This is a genomic window from Mesorhizobium sp. M0292, from assembly GCF_040321695.1.
Classification (GTDB): domain Bacteria; phylum Pseudomonadota; class Alphaproteobacteria; order Rhizobiales; family Rhizobiaceae; genus Mesorhizobium.
Genome location: NZ_JAMYSB010000002.1, coordinates 265,724 through 291,355, shown reverse-complemented (window position 1 = coordinate 291,355; position 25,632 = coordinate 265,724). Strand labels below are relative to the sequence as shown.

The window sequence follows — 25,632 nt, the reverse complement described above, 5'->3', positions numbered from 1 at the left end:
GCTCGTTTGCGGCACGAACGCTTCTTTCTATGCTACTTGCGATTTGCAATCAGTTGCTATAGCGTCTGACTGCTTGCAAATTACAAGCGGTTAGTCCGTGAACCGACTATGTGAAGGCGCTGCTTATGGCCAAACTTATCTTGGGAATGAACGTTTCCATCGATGGCTATGTCGATGACCTTGCCGGAAATCTGGTCATGGGCGCACCAAGCCAGAAGCACTTCGAGTACTGGATCGAGACGATTCGCAACCATACCGGCGCTGTGTATGGCCGCCGGATGTACGAGGTCATGCGCTATTGGGACGGTGATCACGCGGAATGGGACGCTCCGCTTCGCCAGTTCGCGACACTCTGGCGCAAGCTGCCCAAATGGGTCGTTTCGCGCACACTTTCACGGGTAGGCCCAAACGCCACCCTCATCTCCGGCGATATTGAAGCGCAGATTCGCGAGATCGCGGCCCGCACGGAGGGTACCCTGAGCGTTTCCGGTCCGGAACTGGCCGGCCTTATGACCAGGCTGGGGCTGATCGAGGAATATCACCTGCACGTGAGGCCGTTCGTGCTCGGCAAGGGCAAGCCTTTCTTCCACGAGGCAAGGCCTGCGCTGCAACTGGTGTCGAGCACATTGATCGATGACGATACGGTTCATATGATCTATGCGCCGCGAGGCTGAACGATAAGGCGCTTCAGCGCCAACATGCGAACCAAGCGCGAGAGGGCCTGGTCCCGGCCTTCGCACCGAGGTCTCACATGTCAGCTTGCGTGCTGGGTACCCAAGCAGCAGAGGGTCTGCTGTCGGCCGAAAATCTCCCGGTCAGCAATGCGCCCCATGCCGGTCAAAGAGGCCTTGCCGCCGTTCCTCCATAAGCAGACATTGCAGACCTACAAGGACATCGCTTTTACGCCCGAAGCGCCGCTTCGGTTGGTCCTTCAGTGACCTGGCGGCCCCAACCTAGCCGCCTTTCCAGGCCTGCGTCATTATCGTCCAGCAGTTCAGGATCCTGCGTGCGCCAGCCGGGTCCGTCGGGTCGGCCGGCCGCACAGTTTTTTCATCCCGCTGGAACATTGGCGAAGGAATGCAGTTGGTGTCGCTGCAGATGCCGCCGCGTGGTGCCTGTGGGCGATTGGTGGCAACACCTGATCGGCCGCCGCTCCTTTACGAGGCGGCTTAGCGTGTGAGCCAATCCTGCAGCAAAGGCCTAGGGATTGGAACGACCAACAGGAGGCAGTCATGAAGCACCAGACACTCGATCAACTCCAGTCAGTCGCGGACATCAGTCCACTATCGCCGGCTCTGCTGGCTACAAGGACGCAACGGATAGAGCGGTGGGCGGAACTGCTCTATCGAAATCCGACGCGCTCCCTTGTGGCTCTCACCGGGACTGAGCATCTGCATCCCTCTGTCCGCGGAGAAGCGCGCGCGGTCGGATCGGCGATCAGTGTCGCCTTTGACGATCCACTGCTGCGTGCATCGGGCATGCAATCGGATACCTACGGGGAAGCCAGACGCTTCTTCGAACTCTCCGATTGGCAGTTGCATGAGATCGTCTGCAGTTGCCACACCGGCGCCACCATGCAGGCTGGCTGGGCCGCCGGGCGTGTCCGCAGGGTTCTCAATGGGAGCAAGATATTGGCTTGGCTGAGAAAAGGATTCATGCCGCACTGAGACACAGCGCTTGCGCCTGAAAAAGCATGCAGGCTCCAGCAGAGATTGCGTCGGCTCCGCGAAGGCATGGCTGACCTCAATGGAGTAGGGCGGCCGAGTTGCTTGCGACTTCAGAAATGACGTTCACCATTGCTTAGTGGACCTCGTCAGGGTGATCGGCAATTTCGTGAATAGCGAGTGCCAGCGCCAGTTTCGACCAACCGGTCGGCAGCGCCCTCGTGACCAAGCGGGGTTACTTATCCTCGGTGCGTCACATGTGCGCTTCGTCAGCGGTATAGCCTGCCAATCCCTCCACAGCCGTTTTGACGCTGCGAAAAGCTCGAGGCGTGAGGGGGCAATTTAACCCAGGAATCCCGAAAACGGACCTTCCGGTTTCGGCCCCGAAATTGAAATTCGAGGCCCGCCCCATCACCCCGGAAAAATCGTAAACCCGCCATCCACCCGCAGCACCTGCCCGTTGATAAACCGCGCCCGCGGGCCAGCCAGAAACGCCACCGCCTCGGCGATCTCCTCCGGCTCGGCATAGCGGTTCAGCGACTTCTTGCTGGAATCCATGCGCTCCGGATCGACCACGCGGGTCGCCTGGAAGCGTGCCGTCTTGGTGGCGCCGGGGCTGACCGCGTTGATGCGCACGCCGTCGTCGATCAGTTCCTTGGCGAGACAGCGCGTGTAATGCACGACCGCGGCCTTCAAGGTGGAGTAAACGACCTCGGGCGAGCAGCCGAGATGTGCCGCCGCCGACGCGATGTTGATGACGGAGCCGCCGCCGCGCTGCTTCATCGGCGGCACGAAGGCCTGGCAGACCAGCATCGTGCCGATCAGATTGTTCTCGGTGAGCACGCGGATGTCGTCGAGTTCGATGTCGAGGGCGTTGTTCGGGTTCGGCTTGCCGCCCCTGGCGCCGATGTCGCCGCCGGCGCAATTGACCAGCACATGCACGTCGCCGAGATCGGCCTCGATCCTGCGCTTCATCTCGGCCACCGCCTTCTGGTCACCAATGTTGCCGGTTACCGACGTGACCTTCGTGCCGTGCCGCTTCAGGCGTTCGACCACTTCGCTCAGATTGGCGAACTCGCCATATTTGGCCGGCGCTTCCTCGTCCATGTCGTGGATTGCGACATTGGCGCCGAGTTCGGCCAGGCGCTCGGCCATCACGCGGCCGAGGCCACGGCCGGAGCCGGTTACGAAGGCGGTCAATCCATCGAGTTCACGTGCCGTCATCGGATATTCTCCATCAGTTTGCGCATGTTGGCGGCGCTGCGCCGGATCATGTCGAGCTCATAGGAAACCAGTGAGACGTCGTCTTCGCGCTCCCAAGGCGTGCGGGTGTCGGCATCGTCGGGCAGCCGGTTGCGCTGCGCGGCCGCCAGGCAGGCGGCAAAGTCGCGCGCCGTCTTCGGGGGATAGCCGCGCCACCAGTCGTCGCTGAGATAGCGGACATGCCGGGCCTCCAAGGCGCCCGGTTCGAGAACGGCGGTCATGCGATCGTGGTGTTGGCCAAGAATGGCGAACAGCTCGGCAAACGGCACCGCACCGTCGCCGATGGCACAACGGATCAGCCGATAGCCTTCGGTCGTGAACTGCACGCGGTAATCCTTGAGGTGGACATGGCGGACATAGGGGGCGATCACCTTCGTAAAATCGAGCGGCGCTTCGCCGACCGGGAACGTGTTGCCGGTGTCGAAGGTGACGCCGACGTCTTCGCCGCCGAGGGCGCAGAAATCGACAAGTTCCCGGCTGGTAAAGTCCTGGTGGTTTTCGATCGCAAGGACATACCCTTCGGCATTCGCGCGGGGACCCCATTCCACCAATCGCTCTCGAATGATGCCGACGTACTCGCTCCATTTTTCGCCGGCGGCGTTGCGGTCGCCGCAGAGAACCGGCGTCAGCGCCGTCCGGATGATTTTGGCCTTGAGCAGGCGCGCGGCCCGAAACGCATCGTCGAGCGGTTCCCCCACCAGCAGGCCGCCGCTGACGACCGGCGCGATGCGAAGGCCGGCGAGCCGTTCGCGCAGCGCGATCACCGCGTCGTCGGAAAGCTCGCTCAGCCATGGCACCCAGATCTCCAGCACGCGCGCGCCGAGATCGGTCGCGAGCGCGATGAAACCTTCGAGCCCCGCAGGTCTAGGATTGGCGCGTGGCGTGCCGCGGCCCTGGAGGCCGAGATGATAGGTCAGGCCGTAGGGGTTCAGGCCGACCTCGAGTATGAAGCGATCCTTTGAGTCAGGTGTGGTCATCTCAGGCCGGCATCCACGGTGATCGACTGCTTGGTGATCATGCGGCTGTCGTCGGCGGCGAGGAACAGCACCGTGCGCGCGATCTCCTCGCCGAGCAGAACCTTGCGGATCACTTGGCGCTGCACGACCTGGTCGACCGAACCTTGGGTCTTGTACCAAAGCTCCCGCTGCCGGTCGGTGATGACGGCGCCCGGCTCGATGGCGTTGACGCGGATGTTGTCGGGGCCAAACGCCCGCGCCAGCGCGAAGGTCAGCCCGACCACCGCAGCCTTGGCCGCCGCATAGGGCGCCATCTCTGACGCGCCGAAACGCCAGGCGATCGAGGAAAAATTGACGATCGAACCAAAGCCCACTTCCTTCATGTGCGGATGCACGGCCTGAGCGGAAAAGAAGTGGTGCCTGAGGTTCACATCCTGGGCGTGGTCCCAATATTCCTGCGTCACGTCGGCGACCGAGAGGCGATTGTCATCGGCGGCGTTGTTGACCAGCACCGCGACAGGCCCTAGGCGGTCGCGCACCGTGCCGATCGCGGCCTGCAGGGCAGGGATATCGGTCACGTCGCAGCGCAGGAACAGGGGCGCGTGCGCTGCCGCGGCGGCGAGGTCGCGGGCAAGCTGCTCGCCGGCCTCCTGCTGCAGATCGAGAAACGCGACGCGCGCGCCATTGGCGCAGAAGGCGCGGACCGTGTCGGCGCCGATGCCCGACGCACCGCCGGTGATCAGCACGACACGCTCGGACAGGCTCGGATAGGTGGCGAAGGACAAGGCGGAACTCTTTTCAGATCAAGCTTCGGTCAGATCGGGTCAGATCAGGCGTTGGGTCGTCGGGTCGAACAGGCACGCCCGCGCCATGTCGATGCCGAGCGTCACCGTCTCGCCCATAAGCGGCGTGCCGTCGGGGTCGAAACGGCCGGTGATTTCCTTGCCGCCCAGGCGCAGGACGGCCATGGTCTCCGCGCCTGTCGGCTCGACCAGTTCGACCACTGCATCGATCTGCGCGATGCCCGGCTTGCGGCGCGCAAGGTCGGGATCGAAGCGGTAGATATGCTCGGGACGGATGCCGAGCACAAGCTGTCGCGGCGTGTCGGATGGGAGCGCCTGGACGATCGGCAGGCTGGCCGTCTTGCCGTCGGCGGTCTGCAACACAACAGTGGCGTGACCGCCTTCCTGGCTCAGTTCCGCGGCCAAAAAATTCATCGCCGGCGAGCCCATGAAGCCGGCGACGAACATGTTGGCCGGACGGTTGTAGATCGTGGCGGGATCGTCGAATTGCTGGACCTCGCCCTGGTGCATCACGGCGATGCGCGACGCCAGCGTCATCGCCTCGACCTGGTCGTGGGTGACGTAAACCGTGGTCTTGCCGACGCGGTGATGCAGCTTCTTGATTTCGGTGCGCATGTCGACGCGCAGCTTGGCATCGAGATTGGAGAGCGGCTCGTCGAACAGGAACAGTTTGGGATCGCGAACCAGCGCCCGGCCCATGGCGACGCGCTGGCGCTGGCCGCCCGAGAGCTGTCCGGGCTTGCGCCCAAGCAGCGGTTCGATCTGCAGGAAGGCAGCAACTCGACTGACGGCCTCGTCCTGCTGCGGCTTCGGGACGCGGCGGCTTTCCATGCCGAAGGTGATGTTCTCGCGCACCGTCATCGTCGGGTAGAGCGCGTAGGACTGGAACACCATGGCGATGTCGCGGTCCTTCGGCGGCACCGAATTGACCAGCCTTCCGTCGATGCGGATCTCGCCGGAGGTAACAGATTCGAGCCCGGCGATCATCGCCAGCAGAGTGGACTTGCCGCAGCCGGACGGTCCGACCAGCGCGATGAACTCGCCGTTCCGCGCTTCGAGATCGATGCCCTTCAGCACCTCGACCGCGCCGAAGTTCTTGCGCAGCGATCGGATGGTCAATGTCGACATGCGATGCCCTTCTTGGCGGACGGGACGATCGGCGACAGGAGACAGGCTCCGCTCACTGGATCGCGCCTCACTTGACGGCGCCTCACTTGATCGCCCCTTGGGTCAGGCCACGAACGAAATACTTGCCGCCGAAGAGATAGATCAGCAGCGGCGGCAGCGCGCCGATCAGCACGGCGGCGCTCATGACATCGTAGGCGCGCACATTGGTGCCGCTTGCCGTCAGCGCGACGAGCGCTGCCGTGATCGGCTGTTGCTGCCCGGAGGTGAAGACGACGCCGAACAGATATTCGTTCCAGATGCCGGTGAACTGCCAGATCACCGTGACGATCAGGATCGGCGAGGAGAGCGGCAGAATGATCTTGCGGAAGATGCGCCAGAAGCCGGCGCCGTCGATGCGCGCCGCCTTGATCAGGTCGTCGGGGATGCTGACGTAGTAGTTGCGGCAAAACAAAGTGGTGAACGAAATGCCCTGGATAACGTGGATGAGGACGAGCCCGTAGACCGAATTGCTGAGGCCGAGATTGCCGAGGATGAACGCCCACGGCATCAACGAAATCTGGCCCGGAATGAAGACGCCGAGCAGCATGCAGGTGAACAAAGCTTCCGAACCTCTGAAGCGCCATTTCGACAGGATGTAACCGTTCATCGCGCCGACCGCCGTCGAGATGATCGTGGCCGGGATCGTCATCTTCAGGGAGTTGTAGAAGTTGCGCTGCATGCCCTCGCAGGTGCCGCCGATGCAATAGGTGCTCCAGGCCTGGCCCCAGGCATCGAGGCGGAAGCTGCGCGGCAGCGAGATCAACCCGTTGCGCGCGATCTCCTGCTGGTCGCGGAATGAATTCAGCACCACCACCAGCAACGGGACCAGGTAGATCGCCGCGAAGACGACCAGCAGCCCATAGATGGCGAAGCGGGTGAGAAAATGCCGGCGCGACGCGACTGCGGCAGCGCGACGGTCGAGCGACTGGTCCAGGGAGACGTCAGCCATGGCCGGCTTCCTTGCGCCGGCGCCAGACCACCCAGAATGAATAGGGCACCAGCACCACGGCAACAGCGGCAAGCATCATGATGGCGGCGGCCGCACCTTCGCCGATCTGGCCGCGTTGGAACATCAGGTCATAGACGTAGATGGCGGGGAAGGTGGTCGAGATCCCCGGGCCGCCCTTGGTCAGGGCCGCCACGAGGTCGAAGGTCTTGATGGCGAACTGGATCTGGATGACGGCGACCGCCAGGAAGATCGGCGCAATGGTTGGCAGAAGCACCTTGCGATAGATGCGGAACGTCGATGCGCCGTCGATCTGCGCGGCCTTGACGAGGTCCTGATCCACCGAGCGCAGGCCGGCCAGGAACAGCGCCATGGCAAAGCCCGAGGCCTGCCAGACACCGGTGATGATCACCGCGTAGATCGCATAGTGCCGGTCGCTGGCGAGTGCGAAACTGAAGCTCGCCCAGCCGAAACCGCGCACCATGGCCTGGATGCCGTCGGTCGGATTGTAGAGCCAGCTCCAGACCGTGCCGGTGACGATGAAGGAGACGGCCAGCGGATAGAGGAAGATCGTGCGCCAGGCCGCTTCGCCGCGCACGCGCTGGTCGATCAGGATCGCCAGCAGCAGTCCCACCGCCATCGAGCCGACGATGTAGAAAGCGCTGAAGAAAAACAGGTTGTTGTAGGCGATGTTCCAGCGCCGGTTCGCCCACAGCGACGCGTAGTTGTCCAGGCCGACGAAGCCGTAGGTCGGCAGCAGCGAGGAGTTGGACAGCGAGATATAGAGCGTCCAGCCGGTGAACACGAAGACGTAGACGAAGCTCGCCACGAGAGAGGGGCCGAGCACCAGCAAGGGCATCGCGGAGCCCAGCCGCTCGCGCCAGGGGCGGGCGGGCGCCGGTACCGACAGGATCAGGTCGTGATTTGACATTCAGAGCACGGAGATTGGCAGAGCACAGGACTGGCGGAGCGCGGGACCGGGATGGCGGATGGCCGGGTGCGGATGGCGCCCGGCCATTGCCATCTATTTCTGTGCTTCCGCCGCGTCGGCCATCGCGTTGGCGCCATCCTCCGGCGACATGTCCGGCGTCGCCACGAACTCGGTAATGGAGTCCATGATCGCGCCGCGCATCTTCTGCGGGATGGTCATGTTGTGGGCCATCGAGCGGACCAGTGTGCCGTCCTTGATCGAAGCCTGGAGATCCTTCTGCGAGAGCTGCTGGCACGGATTGAAGCCCTTCGACAGATCGATATCCAGGCGTGCGGGGATCGAGCCCTTGGCCTGGTTGAAGACCGTCTGGAAGTCGGGCGACAGGATCAGGCTGGCCAGCAGCTTCTGGCCGTCGATGTAATCCTGGTCCTTCTGCTTGAAGAACACGACCGAGTCCGAGTTGAGGATGAAGCCGGGTTTGCCCCAATCGGTCGGCGCCTGGGCGCAGACATAGTCGGTGCCTTCCTTGAAGCCGGCGGCGGTCAAAAGGCCGATCGTCCAGTCGCCCATGATGTGGAACGCCGCGTCGCCCTTGCCGACCAGCGCCGACATCGAATCCCAGTCGCGGCCGACCATGCCCGGATCCATGTACCTGCTCGTCATCAGGCGCATCTGCGTGAAGGCCTTGACCATCCCCGGGCTGCGCATGGACTCGACATCGCCTTCGACGAAGGCCTTGCGGTAGAGATCGATGTCCTGGCCGTAGAGCACGACCTCGAACACCGTCGAATCCGTCCAGTCGGCGGTCGAATGCGAGATGCAGATCTTGCCTGTGGCGACGATCTTGTCGCAGGCGGCATTGAACTCGGCCCAGGTCTTCGGCATTTCCGCCACGCCGGACGCTTGCATGACCTTGGGCGAGGCCCAGAGCCAGTTGATGCGGTGGATGTTCATGGGTGCGGCGACCCATTTGCCGGTCGGCTTCATCACCGGAAGCAATTCCGGCGCCACCACTTTCTCCCACCCTTCCGAGGCCGCCAACTCGTCGAGATCGGCGGTCATGCCGGTCTCGTTCCATTCGGCGATCTCAGGGCCTTTGAGCTGCACGGCAGGCGGGGCATTGCCGGCGATCACGTCGGCGCGCAGCTTGGCCAGCGTATTGGCGGTGTGGCCGGCAATCGAGGTCTGTTCCCATTTGCCGCCCTTGGCCGTGAACATCTCGCCGAGCTTGGCGATCGCCTGGGCGTCCGATCCGGTCGCCCATTGGTGCAAAAGGTTGGTCTTGGGCTCGGCGAAGGCTGTTCCGGCGAAAAATGTGCACGCAGCAGCGGCCGCAAGCGCGGTCATGACGGACTTCATCGTTTCACTCCCATATCGTGTTGCACGGTTCGTCTCGACCGCTTATGGCCGCGGTTTGAAGCCGCCGCCGGCGAGATGCGTCAATCTCGAGTTCTTTCCAAGATGACATATTGGAGCTATCAGTCAACGATGTTTATGTTGAGCTATGACAAAACCTTCGCTTAGAACCTGGCTGATCGACAGACCCTCCGCGTCGCCGGAGAGCATGATCGTGCGCTGCCTGAGCGAGCGCGGCGCACTCTCGGCGTTGCAGATCGCACGCGCCACCGGTCTGGCGCGCTCGACGGTGTCAACCGCGCTTAACGGCTTGAAAAAGTCTGGAATGGTGATCGAAGCCCCGACCAGCCGCGACGGCATCAGAGGCATCGGCAGGCCAGCCGCGGCGGTGACGCTCAATCCGACAGCGGGCACCTGCGTCGGCATTCACCTGGCTCTTCAGCAGATACGGCTCATCGTCGCCGATGTCTCGCATTCCGTCATTGCCGAACAAAATATTCCAATGGCGCTGGACTACCAGCCGCAACAGGCGGCCCAGGCGGTCAAATCGGCGATTGCCCAATCCTACAGGGAAAACGGTCTGCCGGTAGCGGGGCTCCTGGGGGTTGGTGTCTCCGTCTCCGGCCCTGTCAGCCGCGATGGAGTGGTGCTGCGCGCAAGCATGGTTCCAACATGGGCCGGCGTCAACATACGAGATGTGTTCGGACCCGTCCTGGAACAGCCGATCTTCGCCGACAATGAGAGCAACTGCGCGGCCATTGCCGAGCTGATGTGGGGTGCGGCCGTCGGCCAGGACGATTTCGTGCTGTTCAAGATCGATCTGGGTGTCGGCGGCGCCATTGTCCAGCATGGCCGGCTGGTGACGGGCGTCGCCGGCGGCGCCGGCGAATTCGGGCACATCAGCATCGATCCCGGCGGCGACCTTTGCCGCTGCGGCAATCGCGGATGCCTGGAGCTCTACGCGAGTTTTACCCGGCCGCTGGAACAGATTTCGCGTGTCGTTGGGCGGCAAGTCACCATGGACGATGTCATCGCCATGGCCGAGCAGGGCGACGTCAGGGCGTTGCGGATGATCGAGGATACCGCCGAGATCGCCGGCCGGGGTCTCGGCCTGATCGGCTCGGTGCTCAATCCGCCGCTTATCATCATCGGCGGCCACATGGCTTTGGCAGGGGACATTCTGTTGACGCCGCTGATCGCGTCCTATGAACGCCACACGCTGATCAAGTCCCGGGATGTCGCTCCCGCGCTGCGCACGCGCATCATCGTTGGCAGGCACACCGAGAACGATGCCTTGCTGGGCGCGGTCGGCCTCGTTTTGAGACACCAGACGAAGGAACTGTCGCTGGGGTGATCGTCAGGACCTGCCTGTGCTTGTTCAAGTCAATTGCACGTGTCGGCAGCCTTGAGCGCTTCGGCGCGGGACGATTTGGGCAAATCCGCGATCCGCCGGACAGAAGCGTAAAACCTCGGATAGTCGCCGGAACACAGGTCGAACAAGCGAAGAAAGGCCGGAACCTGTTCACCGTAGACAGAAGTTGCGGCGAGCTTGGCGTTGTTGATCGGGGCAGCGAACCAGGCGTCGTATCCCCGGTATCCCGCCCAGTGCCTGTCGCGCATCCGCCGATAGCGCGCCCGCATCCTCTCGATCGCGGCTGCCTTGGCAGTCGCCATCTTTTCCGGGGTGCGGGGACTACCATAGACCTGCCTTAGCTCGTCGCGCGTCTTCGCCACCAGTCCAAGAAAATCGGCGCTGCGCTTGCGGTCGGCTTCGTATCGGCGCAATCCGGCCCGGTCGCCGGCGGCGCGGAGCCATTTCCTGACGCCGCTGGTTTCGACGGCAACGGCGAACGCCTCGTTGAATGCGGAATCGCCATCCACATAGAGGCGCTGATGCGCCAGCTCATGAAAAACAAGGCTGGCGAGATAGGTGTCGTCCTGACGCAGCATGGTGCTCAGTAGCGGGTCACTCGACCAGCCAAGCGTGGAATAGGCGGTGACGCCCGAGACATAGACGTCCAGCCCCTGTCTTTGAAGTTCGACTGCGTTCTCAGTCGCGGATTTCCGGGAGAAATAGCCCCTGTATGGAACGCAGCCGAAGACCGGAAAGCACCATGTTCGTGGCGCAAGCGAGAATTGCGGCGCGGCAAAAACGGCCCAGGTCACGGCATCGCGATGGATGTCGACATAGCTGCGGTAGCTGCTGTTTTCGGGCAATGCCAGCTCATCTGTCGCAAACCGTCTTATGGCGCTGGCCGACGTCAATTTGGCGCGCAATGCCTCGGGCGTCGAAGGATCACGGATGAGTTTTCCAATATTTTTGCGGGCGGCCATGATCTGCGCGTGACCCTGCAACGACTGCGCGTAGTAGGAAATGCTCGTGCAGCCGGTCGCCCCGGACGCCATGACGACCGCGGCAAGCATCCGAAGAACGCGCTTCACTGTTTGCCCACCTTGCCCATCTCCCCATGCAGCAACGTCCTGGTCCCCCCTCAAACAGGAGGCACCGGTTTCCGTCAAGAGCTGCAGGGGCAGGGGGTGACACCGACCTGGGCAGGGGCAATGCGGGCATTCGCCTAGGATTGACGAAAGTCCACCGCAGGGCGGAGCGGGCGAGATACGGACCGTCCGTCGAGACGCGGTTCCCCCAAGCTGCCGCGCGCTACTGGTCCGAAAACTTCACGCTCACGCCGCGCTGGCGAAAATAAGCCTGCATCAACTTACGGCCCGAGCGGTTGTTCTGGGCCAATTTGGCCGGATCGAACACCGCCTGTTTTGCGCCCTCTCGTGTCAGCGCAGCCTTGAGCGTCGCGATATGGGCGTCGATGTCGGCATTGTCCGCCCGCAGCGAGGCATAGATACTTTCGGTCGCTTCGGCCACAGTCGGTTCGCTCACAGATGTCGTCCTTTGGTTGGTTGGGCGGCGGCTTTACCACAGATTTGCGGCTCCGACGATATCGACTGAACCGTCAGAGCACAGCGCCCAGGGCGCAAAACCGCAAAACGTATGTATTCGGCCCTGCTAAACATTGCCCGGCAGGCGAATGGGTCTAACTATCGCTAGGAAACGGGGGGAATCACGTGGCTGCCAATCGTCGAAACGACATCTCATCGTCCGAGGGGGGGCTAGGACGGATTCTTGCGGCAGGCAATGCCCATCCGCGCACAGCTCTGCCTACCGTGGCAACCATCGTCACGACAGTAGCTGCGCTGTATTTCGGTCGTGAGGTGTTCCTTCCCATTGCCATCGCGCTGCTTTTGACCTTTGCTCTGGTGCCGATGGTCTCCGCACTGAAGCGTGTCGGCTTGCCTCGGCTGCCCGCAGTGCTTCTGAGCGTGATTGGCGCATTCGCGGCCCTGGGCCTGTTCAGCTTCATTGTTGCGACCCAGGTAAGCGAGCTTGCTCAGAACATTTCCGTCTACCAGACAAACATTCTGACCAAGGTGCGTTCCCTCAAGGAGACGGGCGTTGGTGGCGGCATAATTGCCAGGCTGAGCGGGGTGATCGAGCGTGTCGGTCAGGAGATCGACAAGCAGGATGTGGCGCCGCCTGCGGCCGACAAGCCCCGGCGCGAGCCTGTTCCCGTCGAGATCGTCGCCCGCGAGAGACCTCTGGAGGTATTGCAGAACATCATCGGACCGTTGATCAGCCCGCTGGCATCAGCTGGCCTGATCATCATCGTCGTCATCTTCATGTTGCTTGAGCGCGAGGATCTGCGCGACCGGTTTATCCGCCTCGTCGGCTATGGCGACCTCCATCGCACAACGCAGGCATTGCAGGATGCCGGCAAACGGGTTGGCCGCTATCTGATCATGCAATTGGTGGTCAATATCGTCTACGCGATACCAATCGCGATTGGCCTTTGGGTGCTCGGCATTCCCAACGCGCTGCTGTGGGGGTTGCTGGCACTGGCGCTGCGCTTCGTTCCCTATATCGGCCCTGTTATCGGCATGCTGCTGCCCTTGTTTCTGGCCTTGGCGGTTGCGCCCGGCTGGTCGCTGGTGCTGTGGACCGCCGCACTGTTTGTCGTCATGGAATTGGTAACCGGCAACGTCATCGAACCGTGGCTCTATGGCTCGCGCACGGGACTTTCTCCTTTGGCAATCATCGTTGCGGCAATTTTCTGGACATGGTTGTGGGGGCCGCTCGGCCTGGTCCTTTCGACGCCGCTGACAGTTTGCCTCGTCGTCCTCGGGCGACATGTTCCGCAGTTCGAATTTCTCGACGTCCTGTTTGGCAACGAGCCCGTCCTTGAAGCTCACGCCCGGCTCTATCAACGGCTCCTGGCCGGCGATCCCGACGAGGCAACTGACCATGCCGAGGAGATCCTCGAGGAGAAGTACCTGATCGATTTCTACGACACGGTCGCCATTCCTGCTCTCCTGTTGGGCGAGCAGGACCGCATGCGTGGCGTGATGGGCGATCAACAGCGAAGGCAGGTGGCGGCGAGCGCCCAAATTCTTGTGGCAAATCTTGCCGACGATGCACAGGAAGAGGCAAGCGAGGAAGATGCGCCGACAACCATCTCGGAAGGGAGCGCGAGCAAGGAAACAGATGGCGTCGAAGAGGAAGAGATCGAGCTGCCCGACGGCAAGGACATGTCGGTGCTTTGTGCCGGCGGTCGCGGCGAACTCGACGATGCCGCTGCCGCCATGCTCGCTCAGGTGCTGGAGGTGCAAGGTGCTACGGTGGCGAAGGCCAGTTTTGTCGATATGGAGCCGGCAGGTATTCGTCGTCTCGAACTAGAGGCGATCGACACCGTCGTGGTCGGTTTCCTGAACCGGGATTCGCTCAAGCATGCCCGCTTTCTGGTCCGCAGACTGAAGCGCGCCAAGGCAGGTTTGAGAATTGGGATTGTGTTCTGGTCAGACGCGGAGCAGGGCGATGTCGGGCAAGAAAGGCAAGCTTTGGCCGCCGACATCAGCGCCGATTTCGTAGCGCACGGCATGGTCAACGCTGTGCTTGGCGCACTTTCTCCAGCGCCGGCCGTTCCCCTCAAAGTCGTTTCGAAACGCCGCGATCGACGCCGTCCGGCCCCTCGAAAACGGATCCCGGCCCAGGCAACGGCCGCAACAGCCTAGCCGCACCGCCATGTCTCAGATTGCCGCGCCGGCGCTGGAATGCCTGGTGAGACGGCAAGATCGTCCCCCACTCGCAAGCCATGGAACAATCTCGCGGCCTTGCGGTTCCTAACATCGAAGGAGACCCCCCATGCTTAGATTCCTTATCCGCCTTGGCGCGATCTATGCAGCGTTCCAGATCGGCAGAGAGTTCGGCCGCAAGGAGACCGAAGTCGTGCTCCTGCCGCCGCCCGTTGACTACGAGCGGCACCCGACGTCAAGAAACGAAACCGAGTTCGGAGAGACATAGGACTGCTCAATCTGTCCGGTCGATCTGGCCCATGCTGGCGCGCGGGGCGCATTATCGTGCGAACGGACCGGCCACTTGGCTGTGCCAGGATCGATCCTCGCAACGCACTAAGCCGCTATCTCTGCCGTTCAAACGCGGCACAGCGAGGTTGACCGTGCGTCGAGGAATGAGTCTCTCGCAGATCTTGGCGTTGAGCCGATGGAGAAGGCATGATCAGCACGGGCAAGGCACGACCCTAAGAAAGTGGAAGGGAAGAAGCACTGGTGCTGTCAATTGCCAGGGAGACCGGCATCACCGAGGATCACGGGCGCGAACTTGTTCGCCTGATCGGCACCGGCCGCAATTCGCTGCTCCGTGAGGCGCGGCAGCTGCTCCGGCAGCGCCTGGCTAATTTAGACCAAAGGTGCTCAGAGCACGGCTATCCCGTCGCCTTATGCTGCCCGGCGGTCATCGCTTTGAGAGCCCGGACCACCTCTGCAGGTCCGGCTGGTTTCATCACTCTTACGCCAGACGAGAACGCTTCGGGGGTTTCCTCGATCCCCAGGCCGGAATAGACGATGAAAGGAACCGCCCGCCCTGCCAAGGTTTTTGCCGCGTCAACAGCCTCGCCGTCCGACAGCCTGACGTCCAGGATCGCTGCGGCGGGGGTATGGTCCGCAAGAAAACGTTTCGCCTGGGAACATGTCGCCGCCAATGCCACGGCAAAGCCCGCCTCCGAAAGAGTGGACTCCATATCCAGTGCTATCAAGGCTTCGTCGTCGACGACAAGGACCAAGGGTTTGCCCATGCGCGGATGATCGCACGTTTGTAGATGGAAGACGAGTCGAGGCTACGACCCTTCGGGTCCGGTTCCCGTACGCAGCGGGTCGAGATCGCGAGCAATGGGAACCAACTGATCCAAGCCGCATTATATTTGGTTGGACTGGACAAGGTGTTTGGGATGCATGAAGCAACACAGGCGACTGTTGTCGCCTTCGAAAACCCGGGAGTGTCCAGCAATGACAGTCTGGATTTCGATTACAAGGATTTCTTCGAAAACGGCGCCGTTGCCCTCCATCTGGTGAACGCAAACGGCGTGATCGTGCATGCCAACCAGGCTGAGCTCGACCTTCTCGGCTATCCCGCAGAGGACTACCTCGGTTGCCACATCGCCGAGTTCTATCCCGACCGGGACGTCATAGAGGACATTTTGGGTCGCCTTGCCAATGGCGAGAAGATCGTAAGATATCCGGCGCGATTGAGGGCCAGCGATGGATCGATCAAGCACGTCGAAGTCACCTCAAGCGGACATTTCCGGGACGGCAAGCTGATCAACACCCGGTGCTTCACGGTCGATGTAACCGACTTGGTACACACCCGCTCGGAGCTCAGGCAGCATGACAGTACCTATCACCAGATACTCGACGGCCTACCCGTCGCCATTTACACGACCGATCAGGATGGGACGATCACCTACTACAACCGCGCCGCGGCCGATCTGGCAGGCAGGGAGCCTGAAATCGGCAAGGATAAATGGTGCGTGACGTTCAAGCTGTTCACTGCCGACGGCAAGGAATTGCCGCACGATGAATGCCCGATGGCCATCGCGCTCAAGGAGAATAGGCCGGTCCGCAATCAGCAAGCTGTTGCGCAGCGTCCCGATGGATCGTTTTTTCCGTTCCTGCCCTACCCGACACCGCTGCGGGACGAGCACGGCGCTCTGATTGGCGCCGTCAACATGCTGCTGGACCTGACGGACCGCCAACGCGCGGAAGAAACCAGGCAGCACCTGTCGGCGATCGTGGAATCCTCATTTGACGCTATCGTCAGCAAGGATCTCAACACCATCATAAAAAGCTGGAACCAGGGCGCCGAACGGCTTTTCGGCTATACCGCCGACGAAGCGATTGGCAGGTCGGTGACCATGCTGATCCCCGAAGACCATCAGGACGAGGAACCCCGCATCCTCCGACGCATTCGCCGCGGCGAACGCGTCGAACCATTCGAAACGACCCGCCAGCGCAAGGATGGCAGCCTGGTTCCGGTTTCGCTGACGATATCGCCCGTGCGTAACGCAACTGGGCAGATCACCGGCGCATCGAAGATAGCGCGAGACATCACGTCGACGAAGGAGAATGAGTATCGCATCCGCATGCTGATGCGCGAGGTCAACCACCGGGTGAAAAACCAGTATTCGGTCATCCTGTCGATGATCCGGGAGACCAACAAGCGATCGGAGACGCCAAAACAATTTGAAACCCAGGTGCGCGAGCGCATCATGGCGTTGTCACGATCTCACGACCTGCTTGTATCGGCGGATTGGAAGGGTGCCACGATCAGCGACCTCTTGGCGGCCCAGGTCGAGCCTTTCCCGCGGGGGGATGTGATCGAAATGTCGGGCCCATCATTGGTGCTCAGTCCCAACGCAGTTCAGTATCTCGGGATTGCCTTCCACGAACTGGCGACCAACTCGGCCAAATACGGCGTGCTCTCAGGGGACAAGGGCCGGATTTCGGTCACATGGGGCATCACCGGTTCCGGTGCTTCGAGGCTCTTTCACCTCACCTGGGCCGAATCCGACGGTCCGCAGGTTCAGACTGTCGGACAAGGTGGCTTTGGAACCGTCGTGCTGAAGCGGGTTGCGCCCGCAGCGGTCAGTGGGCAGGGAAATCTTGAACACGGTCCGCATGGCATAACATGGAGCTTGGAAGCGCCTTTGGCTTCCGTGGCAGCTTCTGCCGTCCATGAAGCTTAGAAGCACGAAGCAGCCCGGCGACGAGCATTCGTCAATTGGAAGCCCTTGATGCGGCCTTCGTCGAGCGGAAACCCCGTTTCCGCTAAAGATCGCCAGAGCCATTGCTAAAGTCGACAGAGCAAATCACCGGCAGAGGGCGCATTTCGTTGCACGGAACGGGACAGGACCGGCGTAGCCAGAGGCGAGGTAACTATGGACATCGACGAGTTCCGTGCGACCCTTCAGGGAGTAGAGCCCCCGGCGAATCTTGGGATGGCGCTCCACGCTCTATGGTGGGATAGACAGGGCGATTGGGAGCGGGCGCATGAGTGTGTGCAGGCCAACGAATCTGATCCGGCCTCTGTATGGGTTCATGCCTATCTGCACCGCAAAGAAGGCGACCTTTCTAATGCAGCCTACTGGTACCGCCGCGCCGGGCAGCCTGTGGCAACTGGCAAGCTAGACGCAGAGTGGGAGTCGATTACAGAATCACTTCTTGCAGGATAGTGAGGGGTCGCCCAAGGGGCAGCCTAGCGCCTCATCGCCCCCGTAGAGGCGAAACTCACCTCCGCCCGATGGGATCGGCTGGAGCCCAGGAGGTCCGAACGTTTCCGCATAAATTGATGCAGCGAGATTGTTCTCGCGATTCCGTAAGGTCTCTGTTTAATAAGCTATATCTAATATTGACTACTTTCTGTCGCTCAAAAGTCGCAGACTTCATTTTACTGATCACCGTTAGCTTCTTGGTAGCTCTCATGACTATAAACCTCTTGCGGGCGAATAGCTTTCATGCTGCCTTCGCGCACTCAGGAATCAGGAAGCTTAGGCATGGCGGAGCGGATTGCGCGTGATGGGTTTTGGGTTTTGCATCTCGCGCGCTTGCCGCAAGTCGTGTCGCTTCGCTCCAGCACTTCCGCCTTGATGATCCTAACTGTTGCCCTTGCGCTGAGCGCCGCGCCGGCTCGGGCCGATGGCGGCAATGGTAGCAGCGCAGGCGCTGGACAAGGTGGCGTTGACGGCGCGCTCGCGAGTGCCTCGGGTCAGAATGCCGCCAATGGCGCGACCGCTGGTGGCGGTGGTGGCGGCATTGACCTCACGACGGGTGACGGGGCGCCAGGAGGATCGGGAGCGGTAAGTGGGACAGCCAACAACCCAAATGGCGTTGCCGGTGCCACTGGTGCTACGGGTCTGGTCATCTCGACAGACGGGACCATTGCAACCAGCATCAGCGGCGGGGCCGGCGCTTTGGGCTCCCCTGGCACGAATGGCGTCGTCAGGAGCGGCGGCGGTGGCGGTGGCGGTGTGGGCGTCAGTGCCACGGCCGACGTTACAGTCACTGGCACAGGATCGGTGAGTGGTGGCACTGGCGGCCGAGGTGGGACCAATGGCAACAGCGGCAGCGGTGGTGGCGGCGTCGGCATATTCTCGTCCGCAAACGTGTTTGTAGAGGCGGGCGGCAGCGTTACCGGCGGCACGAGTCTCTCCACAATTGGGGTCCAAGCAGGTGGTGGCGGCGGCGCAGCTGCCATCGTCCTGATGGGCGGCGGGACAATCCAGAACAGCGGGAATCTGCTCGGGGGTGCCGGTGGAAGAACAGTTCTCGGCGGCGGTGGGGACGGTGGCGCCGCTGTTCTGCTGCTTTCAGGTGGAACCGTCATCAACAAGCTAGGTGCGACGATCGTTGGCGGCAGTGGCGGTCAGGGCTCCTTGGCAGGCGGCGATGGCGCCGCAGGGATCAAGGGCGCCAACATCGCGGTCATCAATGCGGGTACGATCAGCGGCGGTGCCGTCGGCACCGGTGGCGGAACGCCGGCAGCCGGCAAAGCCATCCAGTTCACCGGCGGCGTCAATTCGCTGGAGATTCAGGCCGGCTCCACCATCGCAGGCAATGTGGTCGCTTTCAGCGCCGCGGATACATTCAAGCTGGGTGGCGATATCAGCGCCAGTTTCGGTGTGTCGCAGATCGGCGCTGGCGCCAAATATGACGGGTTTGGGTTCTACGAGAAAACCGGAAACAGCACCTGGACCCTAACGGGGACGACAACTGCCGTCACGCCTTGGACCTTGTCCGGCGGGATCCTGCAGATTTCGAACAATGACAATCTGGGCGCCCTCTCGGGCGGCTTGACCTTCGACGGCGGCACGTTGCGCACGACCACCAGCTTCGCCACCAATCGCAATGTCCTGATCAATTCGACCGGCGGGTTCGACACGGTGGCAGGCACGCAGTTGGACGTGTCAGGCCAGGTGACCGGCACCGGCACACTGGTCAAGAGCGGCGCCGGCACCCTCAACGTCACCAATTTGTCCAACAGCTATACGGGTGGCAACATCGTCAATGCAGGAACGCTTGCCGGCAACACCGTGGCGATCCGTGGCGACATCCTGGACAACGGCGCTGTCTCGTTTCTCGACCTCGGCCCCCACACCTTCGGCGGAAATATCTCCGGCTCGGGCAGCGTCGACATCGAAGGCTTCGGCACGCTGACGCTGACCGGTGCCAACACCCACAGCGGCGGCACGAAGGTCGGGACCGGCAAAAGCATCTCGGTCGCGTCGGACCAGAATCTGGGTGCCGCGACGGGCCTGCTGACACTCGACGGCGGCGAACTCGGCACGACAGCAAGCTTCGCCATGAGCCGCGATGTCAACCTCACTTCCGCCTATGGCTACTTCCGCGCGGCGGCGGGTACGACGCTGACCGCCAATGGCGAGCTGAGCGGCGTGGGCGGCGTCTACAAGGAGGGCGCCGGCACCCTGGTGCTCAAGGGCGACAGTAACTATTCCGGCCGCACCACCGTCGACAGCGGCAAGCTTATCGTCGAGGGCTCGCTCGGCAGCACCGAAACGACGGTCAACAGCGGCGGCACGCTGGGCGGCTCCGGCTCGATCGGCGGCGCGGTGATCGTCGCCGATGGCGGTGTGCTGGCGCCGGGGTCCAGCCCTGGCACGCTTACGGTCGGATCGCTCAGCCTGAGCTCCGGTTCTATGCTCGACTACGAGCTCGGCCAGGCGGGCATTGTCGGCGGCGGTGTCAACGACCTGATCGAGGTGACCGGCGCGCTGACGCTGGACGGCAGCCTCAACATCACCGATGTCGGCGGCTTCGGGCCTGGCGTCTACCGGCTAATCAATTATGGCGGCGCACTCACCGACAATGGTCTCGAGCTCGGCAATCTGCCGGCCGGTGTCACGGCCGCCGACCTGACGGTGCAGACCTCCGTCGCCAACCAGGTCAATCTCGTCAGCAGCGTCGGCACCGACTTGCTCTTCTGGGATGGTGACGCGGCCGGCAATGCCAACAATGATCTGGTCGACGGCGGCAACGGCACGTGGACGGCGACAAGCCTGAACTGGACGACGAGCACCGGCCTGGTAACTGGCGCGATGAAGCCGCAGCCCGGCTTCGCCATCTTCCAGACGCTCGGCGGCACCGTCATCGCCGACGGCAGCGCCGGCGCGCTTGCGATTACGGGCATGCAATTCGCCGCCGATGGCTACCGCATCGAAGGCGACGCCATCACGCTTGATGGCGCTGGCGGCGAGAGCATCATTCGGGTCGGCGACGGCACGGTGGCCGGAGCAGGTTACACCGCCACCATCGCCTCCGTGCTAACCGGGACCAGCAGCCTGACCAAGACCGATGCGGGCACGCTGGTGCTGTCCGGCGCCAACACCTACACGGGCGGCACCACCGTCCTGGGCGGCGTGCTATCTGTTTCAGCCGACAACAATCTCGGCGTTGCCGCTGGCGGCCTAACGCTCTCCGGCGGGACGCTGCGCAACACAGCGGCGTTCAGCTCGGCGCGCGACGTCACGCTTTCGTCGGCCGGCGGCACCTTCGACACTGTGGCCGACCTGACCTTGTCCGGTGCGATCTCTGGCGCTGGCAGCCTTGCCAAGACCGGCGCCGGCACGCTGACGCTTACGGGAACGAACAGCTATGGCGGCAACACGTTGGTCAGCGCTGGCACGCTGGTCGGCGATGCAACCTCGATTCGTGGCGACATCGGCAATTCCGGCACTGTCGTGTTCGACCAGGCGGCGGACGCCAGCTTCGCCGGCGATATCTCCGGCACCGGCGCAATGATGAAGGATGGCGCCGGCGTGCTGACGCTGTCAGGCACGTCGCTGCTGGACTGGACCGTCAATCAAGGCGGCCTCGTCTCGGCAGCCGAGCGCTTCGGTGGCGATGTCGCGATCGGCGCCGGCGCCTCCTTCACATTCGACCAAGTCGCCTCCGCCAGCTATGCCGGCGTGTTCTCGGGCGCCGGTACGTTCATCAAGGACGGCCAAGGCACGCTGCTGCTTGCGTTGGACAACTCAGGCTTTACCGGCGCCACTACGGTCAGCGGCGGCACGCTTGCCGCGGGCGCTGCGAACGCGTTCAGTTCCTCCTCGCAGTTTTCCGTCGCCTCGGGCGCCACGCTCGATCTTGCCGGCACGTCCCAGACGATTGCGGGGCTGAGCAACGCCGGAACGGTGCGCATCGCGGGTGGCGTCCCAGGCGACACACTTACCGTAAGCGGCGACTATGTCGGCAATAGCGGCGCCGTCGTTCTCAACGCTGCGCTCGGTGGTGACGGTTCGCCGACAGACATGCTGGTGATCGCCGGCAACACGTCAGGGACGGGTACCCTTCAGGTCGTCAATTTCGGCGGGTCGGGCGCCCAAACGGTCGGAGGCATCAAGATCGTCGACGTCGGCGGCGTCTCGAACGGCAGCTTCTCGCTCGACGGCAATTATACCTTCGAAGGCGATGCAGCGGTCGTCGCGGGCGCCTATGCCTACAGGCTTTACCAAGGCGGCGTCAGCACACCGGCCGATGGCGATTGGTATCTGCGCTCGGCCCTGGTCAACGGCGATCCCGATCCGCAGCCGCTCTATTCGCCCGGCGTGCCGCTGTACGAGGCCTATGAAGGGGTGCTGCAGGCGTTCAATGAACTGGGCACCATGCAGCAACGCATTGGCAATCGGTCGTGGGGCGAGGGTGCTACGCCGCAAGGTGCGGACCTGCCAGGCCAGGGCTCGGTCGACGGCAAGGCGATATGGGCGCGCATCGAAGCTGCCCATGCCGAGATCAAGCCGGAGACGTCGACCTCCGGCACGAACTATGATGTGACCACCTGGAAGCTGCAGGCCGGCGTCGATGGCCTGCTGCACGAAAGCGACGCCGGTACCCTGATCGGAGGGATTACGGCCCACTACGGAACCGCGTCGTCGGACGTCTCCTCGATCTTCGGGGCAGGGTCGATCGCTGCCACCGGCTACGGCGTCGGCAGCACGCTCACCTGGTTCGGCAGCGGTGGCTTCTACGTCGACGCGCAGGCCGAGGCGACATGGTATGACAGTGACATCCGGTCGGCCACGCTGGGCACCACGCTTGCGGACGGCAACAACGGTTTCGGCTACGGACTGAGCGTCGAGACCGGACAGAAGATCGCCCTCAACGGCAACTGGTCGCTGACGCCGCAGGCCCAGCTTGCCTATTCCTCGGTCGACTTCGACACGTTCACCGACCCGTTTGGCGCCGTCGTGTCGCCCGGCAGCAGCAACAGCCTCGTCGGCCGGCTCGGCCTCTCCGCGGACTATGAAGACCAGTGGGTGGACGATGCGGGGCAAGTCAGCCGCACGCACATTTACGGGCTCGGCAACCTTTACTACGACTTCCTCGACGGAAATGATGTCGATGTGTCTGGCACGAAACTGGTCAGCGAAAATCAGGCGCTGTGGGGCGGTGTCGGCCTTGGTGGCTCGCTGAGCTGGGCGGACGGTCGCTACGCCGTCTTCGGAGAAGGAACAGCGCGGACAAGCCTCAAGGATTTTGGCGATAGCCACGCCCTGGGCGCCAAGCTCGGGTTCGCTGTGAAATGGTAGCGGCGATCGAGATGGACATGTCGACCTTGGCTTGAGCGTCGTGTCCGGCACGGTTATGGATCCGGACTTGCGGGCCACCCGGCTCGTCGGCCCTCGGACGTTTCCTTACCGGCTGCCGGCATCAAGTACCAGGCTCGAATCCGAAGCACCCTGGCGCTCGATCACAGGGATGCCAGCGCGCTGGACATGCGCTCCAGCCCTTGGCGCAACAGGGGACGCGGGCAGCCGACATTCAGGCGAATGAAGCCTTCGCCGCCAGGCCCATAGACGCGGCCGTCATAGAGATTAACCCCGGCCCGATCGACAAAGAATTTCTGAATTCCACCCACTCGGCCATCGAGCGCGCACGCGTCCAACCACACCAGAAACGATGCGTCGGGCCGCATGGGCGTGATGCCTGGAAGGTGTTCACCGGCGAACTCGCAAACCAGATCGATGTTGCCGGCGATGTAGCGCGTGAGTTGGTCGAGCCATGCCGCGCCGCTGCTGTAAGCAACCTCCAGGGCCAGGCGGCCGAAAAAGTTCGCATTCACCATGAATGACGCCTGCATTGCGGCAAGAAGCGCCTCGCGGCGCTTTTTGCTGGCTACCGAAATCGTTGCCGAAGGAACCCCGGCAAGATTGAAAGTCTTCGTTGGAGCGGTGCAGATGAACGATTTCTCCGCAGCATCTTCCGAGATGGAGGAGAAGACGATGTGAGGACGATCCGACAACCTTATGTCGCAGTGAATGTCGTCCGATATGACCAGGATCCCATGGCGCTCGCAGACGTCGTTGAGCGCCGCCAATTCTTCGCGTGTCCAGGCCATTCCGGCAGGGTTGTGAGGATTGCACAGCAGGAATGCCTTGGCACCGCCGGCCGCCAGTTTCTCGAAATCCTCCAGATCGAGTTCATATCTGTTGTTCCGCAGCCTCAGCCGGTTCGTAAGCAGAACCCGCCCGTTTCCCTGAACAACTTCGAAATAGGGCGAGTACACGGGCGACTGCACAATGACGCCGTCACCGGGCTTGGTGAAGGTTCGCAGTATCGCAGCCACCGACGGCATAATCGCCGGCGCGGGAAGCAAGGTCTCCAGTTTCGGCGACCAGTTGTGCCGGTGCGCGAACCACGATTGCACGATCTCATAGTGGCGCGGATCGCGGCGTGTGTAGCCGTAAATGCCATGCTCCGCGGCCTCGCGCAGTCGCGCGATGACGGTTTCTGGAGCGCGGAAGTCCATATCCGCCGTCCACAGCGACAGCAGGTCCTGGCCCTCGACCTGGGGAGAGAACTCGTCCCACTGGTTGGCCCATTTGACGGATCCGAACTGCTGACGGTCGTGGATCTGGTCGAAATCTATTCCCGCGATATGTCGTTGCCCAAGCGCCGATGCGGGCGTGTCTGCACAAGCCATTTGATAGTCACCTTGCCGCGGGCATTGCTTGCGGCATCATCAGCGCCTCCTAGGATTTGTGGCCACGCGCCAATTCGCGCTCCACAGATTGCGAGTAACGCGACATGCCGAAGCAAAAGCTCCAGTAGACCAGCCCCGCAAAGAGGTAGCCGGTTGATGAGATCGTCGGGCCTGCCCAGTTCGGATCGACGCGCGCCGTTTCGACGGCCTTCAGAAAATCCGCGATGCCGACGACGGCGACCAGAGTCGTGTCTTTGAACAGACCGATGAAGGTCGAGACGATGCTCGGTATGACGATCGTCAACGCCTGAGGGAGGACGATCAGGCGCATCATGTCGAAGTAGCCGATCCCGAGCGCCTTGGCCGCTTCGTATTGGCCCTTCGGGATCGCCTGAAGGCCGGCTCTCACGACCTCGGCCATATAGGCGGACGAGAACAACGCTATCGCGATGAGCGGGCGCAACAGACGATCAGGCGTCAGATAATCCGGGACGAAGAGCGGCATCATGAAGTTCGCCATGAACAACACTGTGATAAACGGCACGCCGCGGACGACTTCGATGAACGTGACGCAAACCGTCTTGACGAAAGGGAGTTCCGACCTGCGTCCAAGCGCCAGGATAACCCCGATCGGAAGCGAGAAGACGATACCCACGGTCGACATCAGCAACGTGATCAAGAGACCGCCCCAGAGCGTCGTATCGATGACAGGCAAATGAAGCCAGGCAACGCCGCGCACGAGAACGAACGCGGCCACGGGGTAGACGAGGAAGAACAGCAACGCCGCCACTTTGCGCCGCGGAGCCTTCGTCCACAGGAGCCAAACGATGAGGATGGCGCCGATCGCCTGCGCAAGGTCCACCCGCCACCGCTCGGAAACCGGATACGCGCCGTATCGCAGGTAGTCGAACTTCTCGGCGATGAAAGGCCAGCAAGCCCCCTGGCTGTTCGCACGGCAAGCTTCGTGGCCGCCGCTCCAGACCGCGTTGAAGATCGCAAAGCTCAGGAAGTGATGCAGCAGCCACGCGGCGAGGAGGACAAAGCATATTGTCAGCGCGCCTGAAGACGGCGTCGAAAACAGGTTCTTTTTCATCCAGCTCACTGGACCCGGTCGAACGTCCGCGGGAGGCGCCATGGCTGGTATGAGCGCGCTGATGTCAACTGGCGAACGCATGGACTGATCGCTCATCC

At 62.4% G+C, this 25,632-nt stretch carries 20 protein-coding genes; 8 read left to right on the top strand and 12 right to left on the bottom strand.

Going from position 1 to position 25,632, the window contains the following annotated elements; genetic code table 11:
• Positions 1 to 125: 125 nt before the first annotated feature.
• Positions 126 to 674 carry a dihydrofolate reductase family protein gene (locus NKI96_RS04205; protein ID WP_352803043.1) on the top strand — a complete coding sequence of 183 codons (549 nt, stop codon included), beginning with the start codon at positions 126 to 128 and terminating at the stop codon, positions 672 to 674.
• Positions 675 to 1,232: 558 nt separating this feature from the next.
• Positions 1,233 to 1,667: a hypothetical protein gene (locus NKI96_RS04200; protein ID WP_023671095.1), complete on the top strand. Its 435-nt coding sequence runs from the start codon at positions 1,233 to 1,235 to the stop codon at positions 1,665 to 1,667.
• A gap of 408 nt (positions 1,668 to 2,075) precedes the next feature.
• Here the strand turns inward: NKI96_RS04200 and NKI96_RS04195 are convergent, their stop codons facing one another.
• The 7 genes from NKI96_RS04195 to NKI96_RS04165 form a co-directional block, all read right to left on the bottom strand.
• Positions 2,076 to 2,888 carry an SDR family NAD(P)-dependent oxidoreductase gene (locus NKI96_RS04195; protein ID WP_352803040.1) on the bottom strand — a complete coding sequence of 271 codons (813 nt, stop codon included), beginning with the start codon at positions 2,886 to 2,888 and terminating at the stop codon, positions 2,076 to 2,078.
• On the bottom strand, positions 2,885 to 3,904 hold the full coding sequence (locus NKI96_RS04190; RefSeq protein WP_352803038.1) for a sugar phosphate isomerase/epimerase family protein: 1,020 nt from the start codon (positions 3,902 to 3,904) through the stop codon (positions 2,885 to 2,887). Before NKI96_RS04190 ends, NKI96_RS04195 begins: the two co-directional genes overlap by 4 nt.
• Positions 3,901 to 4,668: an SDR family NAD(P)-dependent oxidoreductase gene (locus NKI96_RS04185; protein WP_352803035.1), complete on the bottom strand. Its 768-nt coding sequence runs from the start codon at positions 4,666 to 4,668 to the stop codon at positions 3,901 to 3,903. The genes NKI96_RS04190 and NKI96_RS04185 overlap by 4 nt, the downstream gene beginning before the upstream one ends.
• A gap of 39 nt (positions 4,669 to 4,707) precedes the next feature.
• On the bottom strand, positions 4,708 to 5,814 hold the full coding sequence (locus NKI96_RS04180) for an ABC transporter ATP-binding protein (protein ID WP_352666732.1): 1,107 nt from the start codon (positions 5,812 to 5,814) through the stop codon (positions 4,708 to 4,710).
• 82 nt (positions 5,815 to 5,896) lie between these two features.
• Positions 5,897 to 6,802 (bottom strand): carbohydrate ABC transporter permease, encoded by a 906-nt coding sequence (locus tag NKI96_RS04175; RefSeq protein WP_023671100.1) that lies wholly within the window; start codon positions 6,800 to 6,802, stop codon positions 5,897 to 5,899.
• Positions 6,795 to 7,730, bottom strand: coding sequence for a carbohydrate ABC transporter permease (locus NKI96_RS04170; protein WP_023700958.1), 936 nt, complete (start codon positions 7,728 to 7,730; stop codon positions 6,795 to 6,797). Before NKI96_RS04170 ends, NKI96_RS04175 begins: the two co-directional genes overlap by 8 nt.
• 93 nt (positions 7,731 to 7,823) lie before the next feature.
• Entirely contained in the window at positions 7,824 to 9,089 is a 1,266-nt protein-coding gene (locus NKI96_RS04165) for an ABC transporter substrate-binding protein (protein WP_352666736.1), read from the bottom strand.
• Positions 9,090 to 9,300: 211 nt separating this feature from the next.
• Between NKI96_RS04165 and NKI96_RS04160 the strand changes: the two genes are divergently transcribed.
• A complete protein-coding gene (locus NKI96_RS04160; protein ID WP_352666739.1) occupies positions 9,301 to 10,440 on the top strand; it encodes an ROK family transcriptional regulator in 1,140 nt (379 codons plus the stop codon).
• Between the two features lie 29 nt (positions 10,441 to 10,469).
• Here NKI96_RS04160 and NKI96_RS04155 read toward each other — a convergent pair whose 3' ends face one another.
• The gene (locus NKI96_RS04155; protein ID WP_352762566.1) at positions 10,470 to 11,510 is read right to left on the bottom strand and encodes an aminopeptidase; all 1,041 of its coding nucleotides are present in this window, start codon (positions 11,508 to 11,510) and stop codon (positions 10,470 to 10,472) included.
• Positions 11,511 to 11,748: 238 nt separating this feature from the next.
• A complete protein-coding gene (locus NKI96_RS04150; protein WP_023686482.1) occupies positions 11,749 to 11,982 on the bottom strand; it encodes a hypothetical protein in 234 nt (77 codons plus the stop codon).
• A gap of 185 nt (positions 11,983 to 12,167) precedes the next feature.
• On the opposite strand from NKI96_RS04150, the gene NKI96_RS04145 reads away from it, so the two are divergent.
• Together NKI96_RS04145 and NKI96_RS04140 are read left to right on the top strand one after the other, a co-directional pair.
• Entirely contained in the window at positions 12,168 to 14,168 is a 2,001-nt protein-coding gene (locus NKI96_RS04145; protein ID WP_352803030.1) for an AI-2E family transporter, read from the top strand.
• 130 nt (positions 14,169 to 14,298) lie between these two features.
• Positions 14,299 to 14,457: a hypothetical protein gene (locus tag NKI96_RS04140; RefSeq protein WP_023726519.1), complete on the top strand. Its 159-nt coding sequence runs from the start codon at positions 14,299 to 14,301 to the stop codon at positions 14,455 to 14,457.
• A 418-nt stretch (positions 14,458 to 14,875) separates the two neighbouring features.
• Here NKI96_RS04140 and NKI96_RS04135 read toward each other — a convergent pair whose 3' ends face one another.
• On the bottom strand, positions 14,876 to 15,244 hold the full coding sequence (locus NKI96_RS04135; RefSeq protein WP_352769006.1) for a response regulator: 369 nt from the start codon (positions 15,242 to 15,244) through the stop codon (positions 14,876 to 14,878).
• Positions 15,245 to 15,397: 153 nt separating this feature from the next.
• On the opposite strand from NKI96_RS04135, the gene NKI96_RS04130 reads away from it, so the two are divergent.
• The 3 genes from NKI96_RS04130 (at position 15,398) to NKI96_RS04120 (ending at position 23,047) form a co-directional block, all read left to right on the top strand.
• Positions 15,398 to 17,191 carry a PAS domain S-box protein gene (locus tag NKI96_RS04130; RefSeq protein WP_352769003.1) on the top strand — a complete coding sequence of 598 codons (1,794 nt, stop codon included), beginning with the start codon at positions 15,398 to 15,400 and terminating at the stop codon, positions 17,189 to 17,191.
• Positions 17,192 to 17,383: 192 nt separating this feature from the next.
• Positions 17,384 to 17,677, top strand: a complete 294-nt coding sequence (locus NKI96_RS04125) for a hypothetical protein (protein ID WP_023704064.1) — start codon at positions 17,384 to 17,386, stop codon at positions 17,675 to 17,677.
• Positions 17,678 to 17,998: 321 nt separating this feature from the next.
• Positions 17,999 to 23,047: an autotransporter outer membrane beta-barrel domain-containing protein gene (locus NKI96_RS04120; protein WP_352803028.1), complete on the top strand. Its 5,049-nt coding sequence runs from the start codon at positions 17,999 to 18,001 to the stop codon at positions 23,045 to 23,047.
• Between the two features lie 161 nt (positions 23,048 to 23,208).
• Here NKI96_RS04120 and NKI96_RS04115 read toward each other — a convergent pair whose 3' ends face one another.
• Positions 23,209 to 24,441 carry a MalY/PatB family protein gene (locus NKI96_RS04115; RefSeq protein WP_352803025.1) on the bottom strand — a complete coding sequence of 411 codons (1,233 nt, stop codon included), beginning with the start codon at positions 24,439 to 24,441 and terminating at the stop codon, positions 23,209 to 23,211.
• Positions 24,442 to 24,490: 49 nt separating this feature from the next.
• A complete protein-coding gene (locus tag NKI96_RS04110; protein WP_502900248.1) occupies positions 24,491 to 25,615 on the bottom strand; it encodes an amino acid ABC transporter permease in 1,125 nt (374 codons plus the stop codon).
• Between the last annotated feature and the right edge of the window lie 17 nt (positions 25,616 to 25,632).

What these genes read in the sequence shown, in the direction of transcription:
- NKI96_RS04125 (WP_023704064.1), top strand. Translation starts at nt 17,384, where the DNA reads ATGGACATCGACGAGTTCCGTGCGACCCTTCAGGGAGTAGAGCCCCCG.
- NKI96_RS04200 (WP_023671095.1), top strand. Translation starts at nt 1,233, where the DNA reads ATGAAGCACCAGACACTCGATCAACTCCAGTCAGTCGCGGACATCAGT.
- NKI96_RS04190 (WP_352803038.1), bottom strand. Translation starts at nt 3,904, where the DNA reads ATGACCACACCTGACTCAAAGGATCGCTTCATACTCGAGGTCGGCCTG.
- NKI96_RS04110 (WP_502900248.1), bottom strand. Translation starts at nt 25,615, where the DNA reads ATGCGTTCGCCAGTTGACATCAGCGCGCTCATACCAGCCATGGCGCCT.
- NKI96_RS04170 (WP_023700958.1), bottom strand. Translation starts at nt 7,730, where the DNA reads ATGTCAAATCACGACCTGATCCTGTCGGTACCGGCGCCCGCCCGCCCC.
- NKI96_RS04195 (WP_352803040.1), bottom strand. Translation starts at nt 2,888, where the DNA reads ATGACGGCACGTGAACTCGATGGATTGACCGCCTTCGTAACCGGCTCC.
- NKI96_RS04175 (WP_023671100.1), bottom strand. Translation starts at nt 6,802, where the DNA reads ATGGCTGACGTCTCCCTGGACCAGTCGCTCGACCGTCGCGCTGCCGCA.
- NKI96_RS04140 (WP_023726519.1), top strand. Translation starts at nt 14,299, where the DNA reads ATGCTTAGATTCCTTATCCGCCTTGGCGCGATCTATGCAGCGTTCCAG.
- NKI96_RS04135 (WP_352769006.1), bottom strand. Translation starts at nt 15,244, where the DNA reads ATGGGCAAACCCTTGGTCCTTGTCGTCGACGACGAAGCCTTGATAGCA.
- NKI96_RS04155 (WP_352762566.1), bottom strand. Translation starts at nt 11,510, where the DNA reads ATGCTTGCCGCGGTCGTCATGGCGTCCGGGGCGACCGGCTGCACGAGC.
- NKI96_RS04130 (WP_352769003.1), top strand. Translation starts at nt 15,398, where the DNA reads ATGCATGAAGCAACACAGGCGACTGTTGTCGCCTTCGAAAACCCGGGA.
- NKI96_RS04205 (WP_352803043.1), top strand. Translation starts at nt 126, where the DNA reads ATGGCCAAACTTATCTTGGGAATGAACGTTTCCATCGATGGCTATGTC.
- NKI96_RS04115 (WP_352803025.1), bottom strand. Translation starts at nt 24,441, where the DNA reads ATGGCTTGTGCAGACACGCCCGCATCGGCGCTTGGGCAACGACATATC.
- NKI96_RS04180 (WP_352666732.1), bottom strand. Translation starts at nt 5,814, where the DNA reads ATGTCGACATTGACCATCCGATCGCTGCGCAAGAACTTCGGCGCGGTC.
- NKI96_RS04120 (WP_352803028.1), top strand. Translation starts at nt 17,999, where the DNA reads ATGGCGGAGCGGATTGCGCGTGATGGGTTTTGGGTTTTGCATCTCGCG.
- NKI96_RS04165 (WP_352666736.1), bottom strand. Translation starts at nt 9,089, where the DNA reads ATGAAGTCCGTCATGACCGCGCTTGCGGCCGCTGCTGCGTGCACATTT.